Source organism: Methylobacterium sp. PvR107 (assembly GCF_017833295.1).
Lineage (GTDB): Bacteria > Pseudomonadota > Alphaproteobacteria > Rhizobiales > Beijerinckiaceae > Methylobacterium.
Map to the genome: position 1 here is coordinate 406,603 of NZ_JAFIBW010000001.1, position 17,141 is coordinate 423,743.

The 17,141-nt window shown below is 72.3% G+C and carries 13 protein-coding genes; 8 read left to right on the forward strand and 5 right to left on the reverse strand.

Translation table 11 applies throughout. The features are described from left to right. Nucleotides 1–8: 8 nt before the first annotated feature. Entirely contained in the window at nt 9–995 is a 987-nt protein-coding gene (locus tag JOE48_RS01760) for an NAD-dependent epimerase/dehydratase family protein (protein WP_210026466.1), read from the reverse strand. A gap of 65 nt (nt 996–1,060) precedes the next feature. Continuing rightward, nucleotides 1,061–2,287: a complex I NDUFA9 subunit family protein gene (locus JOE48_RS01765; protein ID WP_210026468.1), complete on the reverse strand. Its 1,227-nt coding sequence runs from the start codon at nt 2,285–2,287 to the stop codon at nt 1,061–1,063. A gap of 219 nt (nt 2,288–2,506) precedes the next feature. On the opposite strand from JOE48_RS01765, the gene JOE48_RS01770 reads away from it, so the two are divergent. Continuing rightward, a complete protein-coding gene (locus JOE48_RS01770; protein ID WP_210026470.1) occupies nt 2,507–2,713 on the forward strand; it encodes a hypothetical protein in 207 nt (68 codons plus the stop codon). Between the two features lie 20 nt (nt 2,714–2,733). Here the strand turns inward: JOE48_RS01770 and JOE48_RS01775 are convergent, their stop codons facing one another. From JOE48_RS01775 to JOE48_RS01785, 3 genes are all read right to left on the reverse strand, one after another. After that, on the reverse strand, nt 2,734–3,660 hold the full coding sequence (locus JOE48_RS01775; RefSeq protein WP_210026473.1) for an MBL fold metallo-hydrolase: 927 nt from the start codon (nt 3,658–3,660) through the stop codon (nt 2,734–2,736). Between the two features lie 205 nt (nt 3,661–3,865). Next, nucleotides 3,866–5,059 (reverse strand): murein L,D-transpeptidase family protein, encoded by a 1,194-nt coding sequence (locus JOE48_RS01780; protein ID WP_210026482.1) that lies wholly within the window; start codon nt 5,057–5,059, stop codon nt 3,866–3,868. A gap of 243 nt (nt 5,060–5,302) precedes the next feature. Then, nucleotides 5,303–7,882, reverse strand: coding sequence for an ABC transporter ATP-binding protein/permease (locus JOE48_RS01785; protein ID WP_210026484.1), 2,580 nt, complete (start codon nt 7,880–7,882; stop codon nt 5,303–5,305). Nucleotides 7,883–8,229: 347 nt separating this feature from the next. Here JOE48_RS01785 and JOE48_RS01790 point away from each other — a divergent pair, with 347 nt between their 5' ends. From JOE48_RS01790 to coxB, 7 genes are read left to right on the forward strand one after another with little or no spacing between them, the layout of a single operon-like run. Beyond that, nucleotides 8,230–8,889, forward strand: coding sequence for a cytochrome c3 family protein (locus tag JOE48_RS01790; RefSeq protein ID WP_210026492.1), 660 nt, complete (start codon nt 8,230–8,232; stop codon nt 8,887–8,889). Further along, nucleotides 8,886–11,861 carry a TAT-variant-translocated molybdopterin oxidoreductase gene (locus tag JOE48_RS01795; protein WP_210026500.1) on the forward strand — a complete coding sequence of 992 codons (2,976 nt, stop codon included), beginning with the start codon at nt 8,886–8,888 and terminating at the stop codon, nt 11,859–11,861. Before JOE48_RS01790 ends, JOE48_RS01795 begins: the two co-directional genes overlap by 4 nt. A gap of 2 nt (nt 11,862–11,863) precedes the next feature. Beyond that, entirely contained in the window at nt 11,864–13,861 is a 1,998-nt protein-coding gene (locus JOE48_RS01800; protein WP_210026502.1) for a quinol:electron acceptor oxidoreductase subunit ActD, read from the forward strand. Continuing rightward, nucleotides 13,858–14,403: a cytochrome c gene (locus tag JOE48_RS01805; RefSeq protein ID WP_210026505.1), complete on the forward strand. Its 546-nt coding sequence runs from the start codon at nt 13,858–13,860 to the stop codon at nt 14,401–14,403. The genes JOE48_RS01800 and JOE48_RS01805 overlap by 4 nt, the downstream gene beginning before the upstream one ends. Further along, a complete protein-coding gene (locus JOE48_RS01810; protein ID WP_210026507.1) occupies nt 14,400–15,461 on the forward strand; it encodes a hypothetical protein in 1,062 nt (353 codons plus the stop codon). Before JOE48_RS01805 ends, JOE48_RS01810 begins: the two co-directional genes overlap by 4 nt. Then, entirely contained in the window at nt 15,458–15,946 is a 489-nt protein-coding gene (locus JOE48_RS01815) for a hypothetical protein (RefSeq protein ID WP_210026509.1), read from the forward strand. The genes JOE48_RS01810 and JOE48_RS01815 overlap by 4 nt, the downstream gene beginning before the upstream one ends. Then, a complete protein-coding gene (gene coxB / locus JOE48_RS01820; protein ID WP_210026518.1) occupies nt 15,943–16,908 on the forward strand; it encodes a cytochrome c oxidase subunit II in 966 nt (321 codons plus the stop codon). Before JOE48_RS01815 ends, coxB begins: the two co-directional genes overlap by 4 nt. Nucleotides 16,909–17,141 lie beyond the last annotated feature (233 nt).

The window sequence follows — 17,141 nt, forward strand, 5'->3', positions numbered from 1 at the left end:
CGGGCCTCTCACGTGGAAAGGGGAGGCTCAGACAGTCTCCCGCCTGTGTCCGCGCTGCGCGCGCGGGCATCCGCCAGCACCCGCGTCAGGGACACGTCCCAATCGACCTGCGGCCGCCAGCCGGTGGCGGCCTGCAGGCGGCTGGCATCGCCGGCGGCGAGCGGGATCTCGGTCGGACGCACCCGCTCGGGCGCAGTCCGGACCTCGAAAGGCACGCGCGCTCGGGCGCGCAGATCCGCGAGCACGCTGGCGATCGGGCGCGCATGGCCCGAGCTGATGTTGAACACGCTCCCGTCCGCCAGCGACTCCGCCCGGCCGATCAGGTCGGCATAGGCCTGCGCCACGTCTGTGACGTCGAGGAAATCGCGGGCGGAGGAGAGATTGCCGATCGCGAGGCACGGCGGCACCAGCCCGGCCTCGATGCGGGCGATCTGGCGCGCGAAGGAGGCCACGACGAAGCGCTCGTCCTGGCCCGGCCCGATATGGTTGAACGGCCGCAAGACGACGAGCTTCACGCCGATCCGGGGGAGCAGGTCGCGCAGCAGCTGCTCGCCGACCCATTTCGACCGGGCGTACGTGTTGCGCGGCAGGGGCTCGGCCGCTTCCGTGAGGGCGTGCCCGGCCAGGAAGGCGCTGCCGTAGACCTCACCGGAGCTGACGAAGAAGAACGTGCAACCCGGCACCGCCTCGACGGCGGCGACGAGGTTCATCAGGCCGTTGACGTTCACCCGCCACGTCTGCCCGGGCCCGCTGGCGGAGTCGGCCACCGAAGCGAGACCGGCGAGGTGCAGGATCGCGGTCGGCCGGAAGCGGGCCACGAAGCCGCTGAGTGCGGCTTCGTCGAGAAGGTCGAGAGTCTCATAGGTGACGCCCGCCGCCAGATCCGGCAGCGTCCCCCGGCCGATTCCCGCCACGCGGTCGCCTGCCTCAGCCAGCAGCGGAAGCACATGCCCGCCGACGAAGCCTGCGGCGCCGGTGACGAGAATACGTCTCACGACCGGTCTGCCGATCTTTGCCTCGAGAGCGGAGTCGCCGCGCGGTCTCGAACAGGAACTGTCACCTAGCCCAGCTTCCGGGAGCCCCAGCGGACGCCCATGCTGCCCTGCCCGCCCCCCGGCGAACTGCCCGCATCGGCGCCGATCGCCGGGCCCGAGGCGGTCATCGGCCTGTGCTGGGAGCCGGCCGCAAGCGGCTGCGACGCCAGCGTGTCGGGCACCTCGGACAGGTATTCCTCGTCCCGGTCGGTGTTGAACTGTCCCGCCTTGCGGAATGTCCAGAGATAGCCCGGAACCACGGCCTCGGCGGCCGTCGGGGTGATCCCGATACCCTCGAAGGTCCGCCCCTCGGCCCTGGCGGCCTCCGAGACGATGTTGTCGTTCTGGAGCAGGGTGACCTGATCGCGGGTGAGCTTCAGCGTGTCCGGCAGGAGGCCGAAGGTCAGGGTGTCGGCGATCTCCAGCAGGCGTGCCTGGAGCTTGGCGGCCGGAAGCGGCAGGTCGATGACAGGGCGCTTCCGCCGGATCGTCTTGAGCATGTAGCGCACGAAATGTTCCAGCGTGCCCACCTCCGGGCCGCCGAGTTCGTAGACCCGGCCGCCGGCCAAGGTGCCGTCGACCGCGCGGGCAATCGCCTCGGCGACGTCGCCCACGAAGGCGGGCTGGAAGCGCGACTGGCCACCCGCCAGGGGCAGGACCGGAAGCGCCCGGGCGAGGCTGGCGAAGCGGTTGAAGAAGCCGTCGCCCGGTCCGAAGATCAGCGAGGGCCGGAACACCACCGCGTCCGGGCAGGCGGCGAAGACCCGCGCCTCACCGTCCGCCTTGGTGCGGGCGTAGAGCGACGGCGAGGCCGGATCGGCGCCGATCGCCGAGACGTGGATCATCCGGGCGCCCAGCCGGGCGGCGGCGCGGGCGATCGCCTCGGCTCCGTCGACCTGCAGCTTGGCGAAGCTCTGCGAGCCGGTTTCCTGCAGGATGCCGACGAGGTTGATCAGCACGTCCGAACGCTCGGCGGCGCGGGTCACCGAATCGGGGTAGCGGAGGTTCGCCTGGACGGCCACGATCTGGTTGACCTGCCCCAGCGGCTGCAGGAACAGCGCGAGGTCCGGCCGGCGCACCGCGACGCGGATCCGGTAGCCGCGCTTGGCCAGGGCCCGCACCACGTGCCGGCCCAGGAAGCCCGAGCCGCCGTAGATCGTCACGAGCTGGGATTGCGGGCGCAGCGGCCCCGACCCCGTGAGGGGCGCCGCGTCCCGGGACGTGTTCGCAGTCGTGGTCTCTTGGCCGGTCATCGCCGTGGTCTCGGTCCGCGCGCGCCCGGAGGCGCCCTCTTGCGGCCTACTTAGAGCGGGGGGCGCGGGCGTTGCAATCAGGGGCCATCCGATCTTTCCGTTTTGACACCCGCGCGCAATGCACGCGATCCAAGACTGGGAACGGCTGCCGGTTCTGCGCATTCCTCCGGACCCGTTCAACCCGCCGGACCCTGACACAGGCCGCGCCGGAGAGGCCCGATGATTGTAGGGATGCTGATCTCTGCGGCGATCGCCGCGTTCGGGCTACTGGTCGCCCTCGGCCGCATCGGCCATCCGATCGACGCCCAGCTCGTCAGCAATTACGGCTGGAGCATCCTGATCATCGGCGTCGCCCTGTTCGTGCTGTTCGCCGTCCGCCACTTCGCCCGGACGCGCCGGGCGCGATCCCCGCGCCGGTCCGCCTGACGCGGCCGCTCCGGCGACGCTCAGGCCACCTTGACCCGTCGGCGCATCTCCCGTGCGACGGCGGGGCGGCTCACCGTCCGGGGCGCGCCCACCGTGATGCTCTGGCGCTCGCGGGCGATGAAGGCCGTGGGCATCTCGGCCTGGAGATCGGCCTCCATGTCCCGCAGGTTCGTATCGGAATGGGCCGGGTGGAGGTGGATGATGGCCAATGCCTTCACGCCCGCCGCCCGCGCCAGCTCCACGCCCTTCTGCCACGTGGAATGCCCCCAGCCCCGGCAGGTCGGGTACTCGCCGTCGGTGAACATGCCGTCGTAGACCATCAGGTCTGCCCCGCTGACGAACCGAACGAGTTCCGGATCCGGCCAGGGGTCGCTGTGCTCGATGTCGCTGATGAGGCACAGGCGCCGGCCGGCATGCTCGAACCGGTAACCCACCGAGCCCTGCGGATGGTTCAGCGGGATCGTGTCGACCCGCGCTCCGTCCGGGAAGGTCAGCGTCTGTCCCGCCTCGAACCCATGATGGTTGAAGGTGCAGCACAGTTTGTCGAGCGTAACCGGGAAGAGCGGCGGCGCGAACAGGCGGTCGAGCGTCGGGCCGGCCGATTCGCCGCCGAGATTGCCGCAATAGGTGTTGATCACCCGGTTGCAGTCGAGGACCGCCGGCTTGAAGAAGGGGAGACCCGCCGTGTGGTCGAGATGCAGGTGGCTGAACAGCAGATCGACTTCCCGGGGCAGGTCGGTCCGGTGACCCTGGCCGAGGTTGTAGATGCCTGAACCCGCGTCGACGATGAACATCCGTCGGCCGCAGCAGACCTCGATGCAGGGCGTGCTGCCGCCGAACTCGGCGTATTGCGGGCCGCTGACAGGGGTCGAGCCGCGGACGCCCCAGAAGCGGAGGACGAGGTCCTGGTCGGCCGCCGGGAGGATCGGCTCGGAACAGTTGGACATGGCGATCACGAATCTGCGGACAGACGGTCCCGATCCATTATGATCGAAACCCCGTCGCCGTTCCGGGAAGGTAGAAGTGAATACGGCAGGCCGACGGGACAGGAGTACCGCTCATCCCCTGCCGTACCATGAATTGGTGTGCCGTGAGCCGCTGCGATGTGCGGCCGCGCACACGGATGGGCCGCTGTCCGGGGTCGCTGCATGCCTAGAGGCTCTCGGCCGAGGCCAGGAGCTCGGGTACCGAGCCGGACAGATTCGGGCGGCCGGCGAGCGTGCTACCGAGGCCGGCAGCCAGCCAGGAGGGCAATCCGTCACCGTAGCGCGTCGGGAGGCGGGCTGTGAGCGCCTCGAAGGGTCCGGGCGCGCGCAGGTAGGATGGGACGAAGCCCGCCATCCAGCGCGGCGACAGGACGGAATCGGGCGCGGCCCAGGCGGCCCAGACGGATTCGGGCACCGGCCGCGCGACGCGGTGGCCGGGCACGACCACCACCTCCTGCCCGGCGAAGGCCAGGGCCTCCGGCCGGCTGATGTCGCCGACCGTCCCGCCCCGGGCCGTGTAGGCCGCCCAGAAGGCGTTCTGGCCGCCGTCCGAGTAGGTGGTGCGCACGGCGGGCTCCCCGGCCTCGGCGAGCGCCGCGATCCGCGCCTCCTCCACGGCCCGGCGCGTGGTCACCGCCGCCTCGATCACGGGGTTGCGGGAAGGCGCGAAGGCGTAGCGGCCGGCGACCACCGAGACCTGGAGCTCCTCGCGACTCGCCTCGAACCGGTCGGAGCCGGCCTTGAGCTCGCGCCAGAAGGCGATGTTCGGGTCGGTCCGGTGCCGAGCCATGTTCTCGGCACTCATCCGGAAGGGGTAGGACTGAAACTGGAAGGCCGCCTGCCCACCGTTCAGGGCGTCGCGGGCGATGGCGTAGATCTCGCCGACCGTGCCGTTGGTCATGGCGAAGCAGCCCATCGACGAGCAGATGCCGTGAACCATCACGGCCGAACCGGTGCCGCCATGGGCCCGGTCGTAAGCGTTCGGATAGCCGACGTCGAAGGACAGGTAGTAATGCGAGTTCGGGTTCATCTGGCGCCGGGGCACCGTATAGAACCCCTCCGGGGTCTGCCGGTCGCCGCTCTTGCGCTTGGGCCCGAGCTGGCCGGACCAACGGCAGATCGGGAAGGTCTTGATGAAGACGTAGCCGGACGGTCCCTTCTTCCAGACCTCGATCTCCGATTCCTTCTTGTAGGCCCGGAACAGGACCGGCGAGGCGGCCGTCACGCCCTTCTGCGCCATCAGGGCGAGGGTCGCGCCGGGGATCGGCGCCTCGGCCTTTCCGGCCTGCGCGGCGGCAGGGCCGGACAGGGCCAGGAGCGTGAGGAGCGCGGCGCGCGTTATCGGGATCGTTCGAGGCATAGACCGTCCGCGCTGGATCAGCCGGGATGGCGCCGGACAGGCACGGCCTACCGGCCTGACCGAGTATTGCGGCGGCCGTGAGGCTGCCAGGCGGCCGAGAGCGCGGGTGGTCCGATCCGCACCGACACCGCGGATGCCACGACGCCGACCGAAGCCGCGCGACACCCGTCAGCACGGAGCCGTTCCGATTGCCGCGCTCCGCGCGCACAGGCGGGTGGTCGATGCGTTTCGGCTGGGCCGGTCTCAGGCCGGGGCCGGCTCCCGTTCGAGGGCCACCGGCACGGGTGCGACCACCGCGCTGTTCTCCACGACGATCACCGCGTCGAACGGCTCGGCGCCCTCGGGCACGCCGGTCTCGGGCAGGCAGACGATGAGGCCGCGCCCGACCCGGGCGTGCCGCAGCCGGGCCAGACGGTCGCGCAGGCCCTCGGCCTTGCGCTCGTCGGCAGCGATCGCGACGACCAGGATGTCGGGCTCGCGCGCGAGGCAGCGGGTCAGCTCGATCGCCACCCGCTCACGGGCATTGATCGCGCCGTCCGCCAACGCGCCGGTGCTGGGCTGGATCTCGACCTTGCTGTCCAGGCCGAGCCCGTAGACCGAGGCCTCGAGCCCCTCCTCGGCGAGCACCCGGCGCACGAGTTCCCGCACCCGCGGCTCGGCATTGGCCTCGCCGAGGCTGATCCGACCGAACAGCAGATTCTCCTCCAGGCTGGCGGCGGGATTGACCCGGGACGGATCGTGAAACTCCACGGCGCCCGCGAGATGGGGCGGCAGCATCCGGGCGAAGGAGCGTCGCGCCTGGACCAGCCGTGCCTCGAAGTCCGCGTCGATCAGGCCGAAGCGGTGGCGCGTCTCGCTGTAGCGCAGCGCGAGGCCGATCAGGCGGATGCGGTCGCGCTGGCCTGCGGGCCCCCGACGGAGGGCCGCGGCGTTGGGCAGCCGCACCACGAGATCCTCGAAATAGCCGCGCTCCGAGGCCTGGAACAGCGAGTAGGCGTCGAACAGCGGGTGATCGTTGGGCAGGTCGGCGAAGATCTCCACCGTGCTCCGGGCCACCGACAGGCCGATCTCGGTGAGTGGGCGCACAAGTCCCTCGGCCTCCAGCACCGCCCGGAGATAGGGATGGCGGGCGAAGCGCAGCGGCGCGAAGGCGCCGCCCACCGGCTCGCCGAACAGGATGTTCTCGCCGATGCTCGCCTGATGGTTGTAGCGGTCGGGGTCGAACGGTTCGACGAGGCGCTCGGCCCCCTTGGCGGCGAGCGCCTGCCGCATGGTCCGGCGGGCGGTGACGATCGCGGCCGCGAGCCGCGGCTGGGTCGCCGGATCGAGGCGGCCGGTCAGGCCGCGGGCGTAGACGAAGCCGTCGAGGCCCGTGAGCCGGCTGATCCCGATCAGCGCGATGTCGTCCGGGGCGCTCGCCGGGTCGGCGCCGTAGAGCAGGTTCTGTCGCAGGGAGCCTGCCATCAGGATCGCCTCCCCGGCCGCGAAGGCGATGCGGCGGGCGCGTTCCGCGGCGTCGAAGGCGCGCAGGTCCGTCCCCGCATAGGTGACGGCGCCCGCGGTCGGCTCGACCTGTCCCGCCAGCACCGCCGCCAGGGCCCGGGCGCCGCTGCCGCGGCTACCGGTGATCGCCACATGTCCCGGCATGGCCACGGCCACATCGACACCGGTCAGGCGCTCGCCCGTCGCCGGATCGAAGGCACCCACGCCCTGGGTCGCGAGGATCCCGGATCGGGGCAGCGACGGCGCGTCGTCGGTCCGGCCCGCCCGCATCCTGCGTCCCTCGAGGGACGCGATGATGCGGGCGAGGTCGCGGAATCGCGGGCGGACGGCCTTGCGTACGGTCCAGAGACGCGCGCAGGTTGCGGCGAGCCAGCCTGCGAGACCGAAGGCGCCGACCGCGGCCAGGAGGGCGGCCGGATCCACCGGCGGAGCCTGCGGTCCCGCCTGTCCTGAGCGCCACAGGGCCGTGCCGGCCGCGATCGCCGGCAGGATCACCGCCAGGGCGAGCGCCGGCGCCCGCGCATAGGCCAGCCGCGCTTCGGAGCGCGCCACGGTGGTGCGCATCGCGGTGACCCGGGCCGCGATGCGCGTCCGCTCCAGGGCCGCCGCCCCGTGGCTGCGCACGGCCGGGAGCCGCCGCACGAGGTCGTTGAGGTTCTCCTCCGCCCGTGCGCTCGTGCGCAGGCGCAATTCCTGTCGGTCCCGGACCCGCTCCAGCACCAGCCCGTAGGCGAGACTGACGGCCCCGAGGCCCACCACGGCAGCCGGGATGAGCCGGGGTGCGGCGAGGCACGCGAAGCCCAGCGCCAGAACCAGGGCGGCCAGCGTCATCGCCGGCATCACGATGCCTGCGGCGAGCAGCCGGTCCGCCCGCGCCAGGACCTCGCCGACGATCCGGGCGAGGTTGCGCGCCTCGTCCCGGGCACCGGCCGGCGCATCTAGGATTGCCTGCAGGACTCCCTCGCGGACCGCATCGGACGCCCGGTTCTGAGCCTTGAAGCACAGGCGCGCTACGCCCCAGCCGAGGACAGCCAGGACCACGGCGCAGACGGCGATGCACAGGAAGGCCGCGAGTTCGAGCTCCGGCGGCCGCATCGGAAAGCCGGGTGCCAGCACGAGCTCGCGGCCCGGCAGCGCCACGGCGAGGCGCAGGAAAGGCAGGACCGGCGCCTCGTCGCGCGGCAGCACGGCGATCAGGTCGCGCAGGCACAGCAGGGCGAGGGCGCAGAGCGGCGCGCCGATCCCGACCGCGAGGGAAACCGCAGTGACGTGCAGACGCCGCGCAGCGCGCCAAGTCAGGACGAGGGGATCGGATTCCATGCGTCTCCGGACGGGATCAGCCGAGGGGCCGGCCGAGGGCATAGGCCTTCGGGACCGCTGCGGGAAGGGTTGCGGTTCGAGGCCACCGCGCTGCGACATGTCGGCCCGCGTGAGCCAAGTTCTGGTCCCGGTCTGGAAGCGCTCTAGGTTACGAAGGATGCGGTGCAGATTCGACCGTGTGCGGCGACCGCGCTTCGGGACCACCTCGGGTCGCACCGGCTGTGACGCGCGTGCGTGCCGGTGCGCCGCCTGAGTTTCGGCCGGGGGCAGAAGGTGGGACGACGCTTGCGGCGAGGGGCTGAGCAGAACGGACGGCGCCGGACCGCCGCGACGCGCGGGCGCGCCTGATGGCGCAGCTGTTCACCCCCGGCGCCGACGCGCTCTACCGCCTCGCCCTGATGACCGGCGTGGCCTGCCTGGTGGGCGTCCCGGTCCTGGCGGCCGGGATCGTGCGCTCGAACTACGTGACGGGCGTCGGGGTCGCGCCGGCCCAGCCGCTGCCGTTCAGCCACAAGCACCATTCCGGCGAGCTCGGCATCCAGTGCCGCTACTGCCACACCACGGTCGACCGGGAGGCCACCGCCGGCATCCCGCCGACCCACACCTGCATGACCTGCCACTCGCAGATCTGGACCGGCTCCGAGATGCTCAAGCCGGTGCGCGACAGCTACGCGCAGGACAAGCCGCTGGAATGGAAGCGGCTGAACAAGCTGCCGCAATACGTCTACTACAACCACTCCGTCCACGTGACGAAGGGGATCGGCTGCTCGACCTGCCACGGCGACGTCACCTCGATGCAGATGACCTACCGGGCCAACGCCTTCGAGATGCAGTTCTGCCTCGACTGCCACCGGGCGCCGGAGAAGTACGTCCGCACGCCGGATCAGGTCTGGAACATGACCTGGACGCCGCCGGCCGACCAGGCGACCCTGGGCCCGAAGCTCGTGGCCCAGTACCATATCCGCGGCGGGGAGCGGCTGACCGAATGCGGGATCTGCCACCGATGACCGGCGCCCCCGACATCGCGGCCCTGCGCGAGAAACTCGCCGGCGGCGACGGCCCGCGCTTCTGGCGCAGCCTCGACGCCGTGGCCGACAGCGCCGAGTTCCGCGCCTATCTGGCGGTCGAGTTCCCGTCGGCGTCCCGGCTCGCCGCCGCCCCGGAGCGGCGCGGCTTCCTGAAGCTCATGGCCGCCTCCTTCGCGCTGGGCGGCCTCACCGCCTGCGGCGGGGGCAGCGGCCGCGACTACGAGGTGCCCTATGTCAATCAGCCCGAGCGGATCGTGGCGGGCACGGACCTGTCCTACGCCTCCTCGGCGGTATTCGACGGCTTCGGCAACGGCATCCTGGTCACCACCCGCAACGGCCGGCCCCTGAAGGTCGAGGGCAATCCCGAGCATCCCTGGAGCCGCGGCGGCACCGACGTGCTGGCCCAGGCCTCGGTGCTCGGGCTCTACGATCCGTTCCGCTCCCAGGCGGTGCAGCATCTCGGCCGGCCGAGCTCGTGGGCGGCGTTCCGGGCGGACCTGCAGGCGCAGATGCCGGGCTGGCGCGAAAGCCGCGGCGAGGGGCTCGCCCTGCTCACCGGCCCGGTGACGTCGCCCGGTGTGGCCGCGCAGATCGCGCGGTTGCGCGCCGCCTACCCGGCGCTCCGCTGGTACACCGGCGCCGGGGCCGGTCGCGGCGGGATCTACGAGGGTGCCCGCCAGGCCTACGGCCGGCCTCTGGAGACGATCCCCGATTTCGACCGTGCCCGCACCATCGTGTCCCTGGACGGCGATTTTCTGGACCTTGGGCCCGGCCAGGTCGGCCTATCGCGGCGCTGGAGCGCGGCGCGGCGCGCGGCCTACGCGGAGGGCCGCCTCCTCACCCTCCACGCGGCGGCGCCGACCCCGACGCTGACCAGCGCCAAGGCGGATCGCGGCCTCGTGGTGCCGGCCGGCCGGCTGGAGGCTCTCGCCCGGGATCTCCTCGCCCTCACCGCGGGCGGCGCGGCGCCGGCGGGCGACGACCCCGTCGCGCGCTGGACGCGGAGTGCCGGGACGGCGCTCGCCGAGGCCCGGGGAAGCGGCATCGTCACCGCCGGCCTGACCGCGAGCCCGGACCTGCACGCGCTGGTCCACCGCCTGAACGGCGCCCTTGGCAACACCGGCACGACCCTGGTCCACACGGCGCCCGCGGAAGAGACCGGCGCCGGGACCCAGGCGGAGCTCGCGGAGGCGATGGATCGGGGCGCCGTCCAGGTGCTGCTCGTACTCGGTGCGAACCCCGTCTACGAGGCGCCGGGCGCCCTCGATTTCGCCGCCCGGATGGCGCGCGTGCCGCTCAAGATCCACGCGGGGCTCTACTACGACGAGACCGGCGCGCATGCCGACTGGCACCTGCCCGCCGCGCACCCGCTGGAATCCTGGGGCGACATCCGGTCCCTCGACGGGACGGTGGGGCTGATCCAGCCGACGGTCGCGCCCCTCTACAACGGCCGGACGCTGCCGGAGATGCTGGCCTTCCTGGCCGGCGGCGAGGGCGGGGAGGGCGGCCAGGACGCCCTCGGCCTCCTCAAGGCGCAGGCGCGGAGCGCCGGCGAGGACGATGCGACCTTCGAGGCCCGCTTCACCGAGGCCTTGCGGCTCGGCTTCTGGGCGGGCAGCGCGCGCCCGGCCGAGACCGTCGCGCTGACGCAGGACGCTGCGCCCGCCCCGTCCTCGTCCCCTGCGCCGGTCGCCGACGGGGTCGAGGTTTTGTTCCGGCCCGATCCGACGATCTGGGATGGCACCCATGCCGACCTCGCGTGGCTGCAGGAACTGCCGAAGCCCCTGACCAAGGTGGTCTGGGAGAACGTGGTCGCGGTCAGCCCGCGCCTCGCCGAGCGGGAGGGGATCGCCACCGGCGACATCCTGCGGGTCGAGGCCGGCGGCCGCGCGGTCGAGGGGCCGGCCTGGATCCTGCCCGGCCAGGCCGACGCCACCGTGACCCTCACGCTCGGTTACGGCCGCGACGTGCCGGACCACCTCGCCCGCGGCCTCGGCTACGATTCCGCGCCCCTGCGTCCGCCCGGTTCGACCTGGCGCCTCGCCGGCGCCCGCCTGACGAAGACCGGCCAAGTGCGCAAGCCGGTGACCACCCAGCACCTCGGAACGATGGAGGGGCAGGACCTCGTCCGCGTGCAGGCCCTGGGCGCCGCGCCGGTAGGCGACCCGAAGGGCGCGCCGACGCCGGCCTCGTTCTACCCGCCCCCGGAGAGCCAGGCTCGCTGGGTCGCCGCGCAATGGGGCATGGCGATCGACCTCGACGCCTGCACCGGCTGCAACGCCTGCGTCACCGCCTGCCAGGCGGAGAACAACATCCCCGTGGTCGGGCGCGAGGAGGTCGAGCTCGGCCGCTGGATGGGCTGGCTGCGGGTCGACCGCTACTACGCGGGCGACCTCGACGCGCCAACCACGCATTTCCAGCCGGTACCCTGCATGCATTGCGAGCAGGCGCCCTGCGAGCTCGGCTGCCCCGTGGAGGCGACGCTCCACGACAGCGAGGGCCTGAACCTGCAGGTCTACAACCGCTGCGTCGGTACCCGGACCTGCCAGAGCTACTGCCCCTACAAGGTCCGCCGCTTCAACTACCGCGACTATACCGGCGGCATGACCCCGGTGGAGCAGCAACAGCGCAATCCCGAGGTCACGGTGCGGTCCCGCGGCGTGATGGAGAAGTGCACCTACTGCATCCAGCGCATCACGGCGGCCCGGATCACATCGGCCAAGGACGCCCACGCGCCGATCCCCGACGGGGCCGTGGAGACCGCCTGCCAGGGCGCCTGCCCGACCCGGGCGATCACCTTCGGCAACGTCGCCGATCCGGGAAGCGCCGTCTCGGCCGCCCGGCGGGACACCCGCGAATACGCCCTCCTCGGGCATCTCAACACGCGGCCGCGCACCACCTACCTCGCCGGGCTCGCGCCGGCCGCGGATCCCAACGGGCGGGAGGGCTGAGCATGTCCGGCGCTCTGATCCGGCCCGACGCGACCCTCCCGGGCATCGGCGGCGCGGTCGCGGAGATCCCGCTGACGCATCCCGGTAACCGGCGCTGGTGGATCGCCTTCGCCGGGGCGGCTTCACTCCTCGGCCTGTTCGCGCTCACCCTCGCCTACCTGCTGTACGCGGGCCCCGGGATCTGGGCCAACAACAATGCCGTCGTCTGGGCGCTGGACATCGCGAGCTACGATTGGTGGATCGGCGTCGCCTCCGGCAGCCTACTGGTCTCGGCGATCCTGCTCCTCCTCGGCGCGGAATGGCGCGGGGCCGTGAACCGCATCGCCGAGACCCTGGCGCTGCTCGCAACCGCGGCCGCCGGGCTCTATCCGATCATCCATCTCGGCCGGCCATGGTTCTTCTTCTGGAACCTGCCCTACCCCAACACCTACAATCTCTGGCCGCAGTTCCGCTCGCCACTCCTCTGGGACGCGATCGACATCGTGTCCTTTCTGGTGATCTGCGTGAGCCTCTGGTTCATCGGCCTGCTGCCGGATCTCGCGACGCTGCGCGACCGCGCCCACGTCGAGGCTCTCCGCCAGTCCGACGTGAAGGCGCCGACCCGCAAGCTCGCCCTGCTGCGCGCGCGGGTCTACGGCATCCTCGCCTCGGGCTGGCGCGGCTCGGCGGCCCACTGGCAGATCTGGGTCCAGGCCTACCGGACGGTGGCGCTCCTCGGCGTGCTGCTGGTGGTCTCGGTCCAGACCGGCGCCTCGGTGATGCTGGCGGGCTCGCTGATGCCCGGCTGGCACAGCACGCTGCTGCCGGTGAGCTTCCTGGTCAACGCGGTCTATTCCGGCGTCGGCGTCACGGCGGTGATCGTGATGCTGATCCGCCTCGTCTACGGCCTCGACGCCCTGGTGACGAACCGCCATCTCGACGTGCTCGGGCGGCTGCTGCTCTGCCTCGGCTGCGCCAGCGCCTATTGCTACGCGGCCGAGTATTTCGATACGTTCCTCAACGGCGACGCCGAGGGCCGCGGCGTCCTGGTCCGGCGCATGACCGGCGACCACGCCCTGGTGTCCTGGACGGCGGTCCTGTGCCTCGTCCTGCCCGCGCAGATCCTGTGGTCGGCCCGGGCCCGCACGGCGCCGCTGGCCATCGCGGCGGTCGGTCTCCTCGTGGCGATCGGCGCCTATGCCGACCACGTCATGGTGCTGGTCGTCACCCTGACCCAGGATTTCCTGCCCTCCTCGAGGCTGCCCTACACGACCGACATCTGGGGCATCGCCACCTTCGCGGGCTCGATCGGGCTGTTCCTGACCCTGCTGCTCCTGTTCCTGCGCTACCTGCCGGCCGTCTCGATCGTCGAGAGCCGCCGCCTCGCCCTGACGGTGTCGCCGGCCGCGCAGGAGGCCGCCCGGACCGCGGCGTCCCGGGCCACGGGCCGCCCGGAGGAGAACCCTGTCACCGCGCCCCTGTGGGGCGTGTCGGCGACCTTCGCGAGCCAGGGCGACCTCGCTGCCGCCCTTCAGGCGGTGTCCGGGATCGGCCCGGATCAGGTCCATCTCGACGGGCACGGCCCGGTTCCGATGCCCCGCACCCTGCGGCCCCTGGGCCTGGAGGGCCGCTCGATCCTGCCTTACGCCCTGGCAGGCGCCCTGCTCGGCGGCTTCGGCTTCTTCGCGATGTGCGTCTACGCCACGGCCTACGACTACGTGTTCCTGATCGGCGGCCGCCCGCGCCTGTCCTGGCCGTCCTTCGTGGTCCCGAGCGTATCCTTCGCGATGATGGCAGGCTGCGTGGCGATCCACCTCGCGCTCCTCGTGCTCAACCGTCTGCCCCGCCTGAACCACCCGGCCTTCAACATCCCGGGCTTCCTGCGGGCCTCGGAGGACCGGTTCTTCCTCTCCGCGGAGGCCCGGGGGGACCGGTTCGACGCGGGCCGGATCGAGCGGCGGCTCGCGGCGCTGCCGGCCGAGGCCGGGCGCCCCCTCGAGATCCGGCGGATCCCGCGATGAGGCCCGCCGCCCGCAGCGCCGTGCCGCTCGCCTTCCTCGTACTGGCGCCTCTGGCAGCCTGCGGCGAGGCCGACATGGCCGATCAGGCCCGGGCCAAAACCTGGGACAAGAACCCGTTCTTCCCCCGCGAGATCACCATGCGCCAGCCGGTGGCCGGCACCGTGCCGCGGCTCGATCCGGCCCGCGCGGCGCCGCAGCCGCAGATGATCAGCCGGGCGCTGCTCGACCAGGGCCGCGAGCGCTACGGGGTGTTCTGCACCCCCTGCCACGGGCAGGACGGGCGCGGCGCTGGAATGGTCGTGGCCCGGGGCTTCCCGTCCGCCGGCGATCTCACCGCCGGGCCCGTGCGGGCGGCCGCCGCGTCCGACCTCTACGACGCGATCGCGAACGGCCGGAGGGCGATGTTCGGCATGGCGCAGATGATCCCCTCGACCGACCGCTGGGCGATCGTCGCCTATGTCCGCGCCCTCCAGCTCAGCCAGGACGCCCCGGTGGCGAGCCTGCCCGCGGCGGATCGCGCGCGGCTGGAGGCGACGCCGTGAGGCGGCCTGCCCTCGCCGGCCTCGCCGGCCTCGTCCTCCTGGCCGTCTGCCTGATCGCGGGCGGCTGGCGCGGGGCGGCGGCCTCGTATCTCGCGGCGTGGCTGGTCCTCCTCGCGTTGCCGGTCGGCGCCCTGCCGGTGGTCATCGTCGCCGAGCGCTTCGGCCAGCGGGTCCGCGAGCGCGGCGGTATCGAGATGCTGGCGGGCCTGCGCCGGCTGATGGCGCTGCTGCCGGCCGCGACCGTGCTGGCGCTGCCGTTGCTGGCCGCCGCGCCCCTGCTCTATCCCTGGGTGAGCGCCCCGGCGCGCACGCCTTTGGCCGCCCTGTGGTTCACGGTGCCGTTCTTCGTGGTCCGGGTGATCGTCTACCTCGCGGCCTGGACCTGGCTGGCGCTGCGCTTCGCCCGCCCGTTCGCCGCGCCCGGCGAGGGGCGGACCGTGACGGCGGTCGGGTTGCACGCGGTCATCGGCACGCTGTTCGTCACCGACGTCGTCGCCTCCCTGGATCCGCGGCTCGATTCCACCCTCCTGGGCCTGCTGGTGATGACGGCCTGGAGCGGCCTCGCCTTCGCGGCGGCGATCCTGCTGGCCTGGGAGGAGCCGGAGCCCGTGGGCCGCGGCCGCACCGCGCCCGGACGGGGTCGGCTGGTTCCCCTCGTCGTGCTCCTCGGCCTCTGGGCCTACATGCACTTCGTGCAGTTCCTGATCGTCTGGTCGGCCAACCTGCCACCCGAGGTGGCGTGGTACTTCGCCCGCGGTGGCTGGGTCGGGCGGGCGCTGGCGATCGTGGCCGGTGCGGTCGTGGTGCTGGCCGGGCTCGCGACCCTGCGGCCGGGCCGCCCGACCACCCGGATCCTGGCCGGCGCGGCGCTCGCCGTCCACGCCCTAGAGATGTTCTGGCTGATCACCCCGGCCGTGCGCGACCGGTTCGTTCTCCGGCCGAGCGACGTGCTGGCCGCCGGCGCCGTGGCCTGCCTCGCGGCCGCGCTGCGCCCGCTGATGCGTCCGCGCGCCGACCGTGCGGCCTCTGCCGCTCGCCGCGCCGGGAGGCCGGCATGAGCGCGGACGGACCCAGCGGCCTGATCCCGGCGATCCTCGCCGGGCTGACCCTGCGCGGCATCGGCCTCCTGAACGGGCGGCCGCCGCGCCCGGCGGCGAATTCCCAGCGCGATCCCGACGATCCCGGGCACGAGACCCGCGACGTCAACGTCCGCAACACCGTGATGGTGATGGCGGGCCTCGCGCTCACGGCCCTGGCGGTCGTCGGCACGATGGTCTGGCTGATGAGCACCTTCGCGGCGAGCCAGCGCCGGGCGCTCCCCGCCCTGACGCCGCAGCAGACGACGCGGCTGGCGCCGCCGCCGCCGAACCTGCAGGCCGACCCCTACGCCGACCTCGACCGCGCGCGGGCCGAGACCGCGGCGCGCCTCTCCGGCTACGGCTACCGCGACGAGGCCCGCACCCGCGCCCGCATCCCGATCGGGCGCGCCATGGACCTGACCGTCGGCCGCTCCCTCGAACCGGCGGAGCCCGCCGCGCGATGACGCCGAGCCACGATTCCCTCCAGCTCTGGCCGGCCGCGGTCTCCGCCACGGCGATCGAGACCGATTGGCTGATCCTGGCCTTCACGGTGCTGACGCTGCTGCTGACCGTGCCGGTCTTCGTGGCGATCACCTACTTCGCCGTGCGCTACCGGGAGGGCTCAGAGGCGGACCGGAGCCCCTCGGGCATCCGCTCGAACCTCATCGAGATCAGCTGGATGCTGATCCCGTTCCTGCTGACGCTGATCTTCTTCGTCTGGGGCGCGCGGCTGTACGTCCACTCGAAGAACCCGCCGCCCGACGCCATGGTGGTCGAGGCGATCGGCCGGCAATGGATGTGGAAGTTCCAGCACCCGACCGGCCAGTCCGAGATCAACAACCTGCACCTGCCGATCGGCCAGCCGATCCGCCTGCACATCATCAGCCAGGACGTGATCCACGCCCTCTATCTGCCGGCGGTGCGCCTGCAGGTGGCCGCCCTGCCCGACCGCTACACCGACCTGTGGTTCAAGGCCGACAAGACCGGCACCTATCACCTCTACTGCTCGGAATATTGCGGCACTGACCATTCCGTGATGGGCGGCGAGATTACCTTCATGAACCCCGGCGACTACCAGGACTGGCTGACCCATTCGGGCGCGCAGCAGGGCAAGGTGGCGGCGGGCCGCGCGCTCTACGAGGCCTATGGCTGCGCCGGCTGCCACGAGCCCGGCTCGGCCGTGAAGGCCCCGAGCCTCGCGGGTCTCTACGGGTCCCAGGTGACGCTCGCCGACGGCCGTACCGTCACGGCCGACGAGGGCTGGCTGCGCGAGAAGATCCTGAACCCGAACGGCGACCGCCTCGCCGGCGGGGGCAAGCAGGTGATGCCGAGCTTCGCCGGCCGGATCCCGGCAGATGAGCTCGGCACGCTGATCGACTTCTTGAAGGCCTATCCGACGTCGAAGGCTGCGGACGCGACACGATGATGAACCGCGTCACTTCCTTCATGCACCCGTCGGATCAGAAGGCGCGCCGATCGCGTTCCTCCCCCTGCTTACGGATTCACAGATCCGCTCGAGCCATGCCGTTTCAGGATCGGGGGCGGGTCCCCTCTCCCGCGCGGGACAGGGTGAGGGATGAGAACGCCCCGGACGAGGCTCGAGGCGAGCGCACGTTCATCGCGAGCTCGCTGATGAACCTTGTCGTCCCTCACCCCGAC

Bases quoted from the DNA above. Each gene is read 5' to 3' on its own strand.
- coxB (WP_210026518.1), top strand. From the start codon at position 15,943: ATGACGCCGAGCCACGATTCCCTCCAGCTCTGGCCGGCCGCGGTCTCC.
- JOE48_RS01790 (WP_210026492.1), top strand. From the start codon at position 8,230: ATGGCGCAGCTGTTCACCCCCGGCGCCGACGCGCTCTACCGCCTCGCC.
- JOE48_RS01785 (WP_210026484.1), bottom strand. From the start codon at position 7,882: ATGGAATCCGATCCCCTCGTCCTGACTTGGCGCGCTGCGCGGCGTCTG.
- JOE48_RS01800 (WP_210026502.1), top strand. From the start codon at position 11,864: ATGTCCGGCGCTCTGATCCGGCCCGACGCGACCCTCCCGGGCATCGGC.
- JOE48_RS01815 (WP_210026509.1), top strand. From the start codon at position 15,458: ATGAGCGCGGACGGACCCAGCGGCCTGATCCCGGCGATCCTCGCCGGG.
- JOE48_RS01780 (WP_210026482.1), bottom strand. From the start codon at position 5,059: ATGCCTCGAACGATCCCGATAACGCGCGCCGCGCTCCTCACGCTCCTG.
- JOE48_RS01775 (WP_210026473.1), bottom strand. From the start codon at position 3,660: ATGTCCAACTGTTCCGAGCCGATCCTCCCGGCGGCCGACCAGGACCTC.
- JOE48_RS01770 (WP_210026470.1), top strand. From the start codon at position 2,507: ATGATTGTAGGGATGCTGATCTCTGCGGCGATCGCCGCGTTCGGGCTA.
- JOE48_RS01795 (WP_210026500.1), top strand. From the start codon at position 8,886: ATGACCGGCGCCCCCGACATCGCGGCCCTGCGCGAGAAACTCGCCGGC.
- JOE48_RS01765 (WP_210026468.1), bottom strand. From the start codon at position 2,287: ATGACCGGCCAAGAGACCACGACTGCGAACACGTCCCGGGACGCGGCG.
- JOE48_RS01805 (WP_210026505.1), top strand. From the start codon at position 13,858: ATGAGGCCCGCCGCCCGCAGCGCCGTGCCGCTCGCCTTCCTCGTACTG.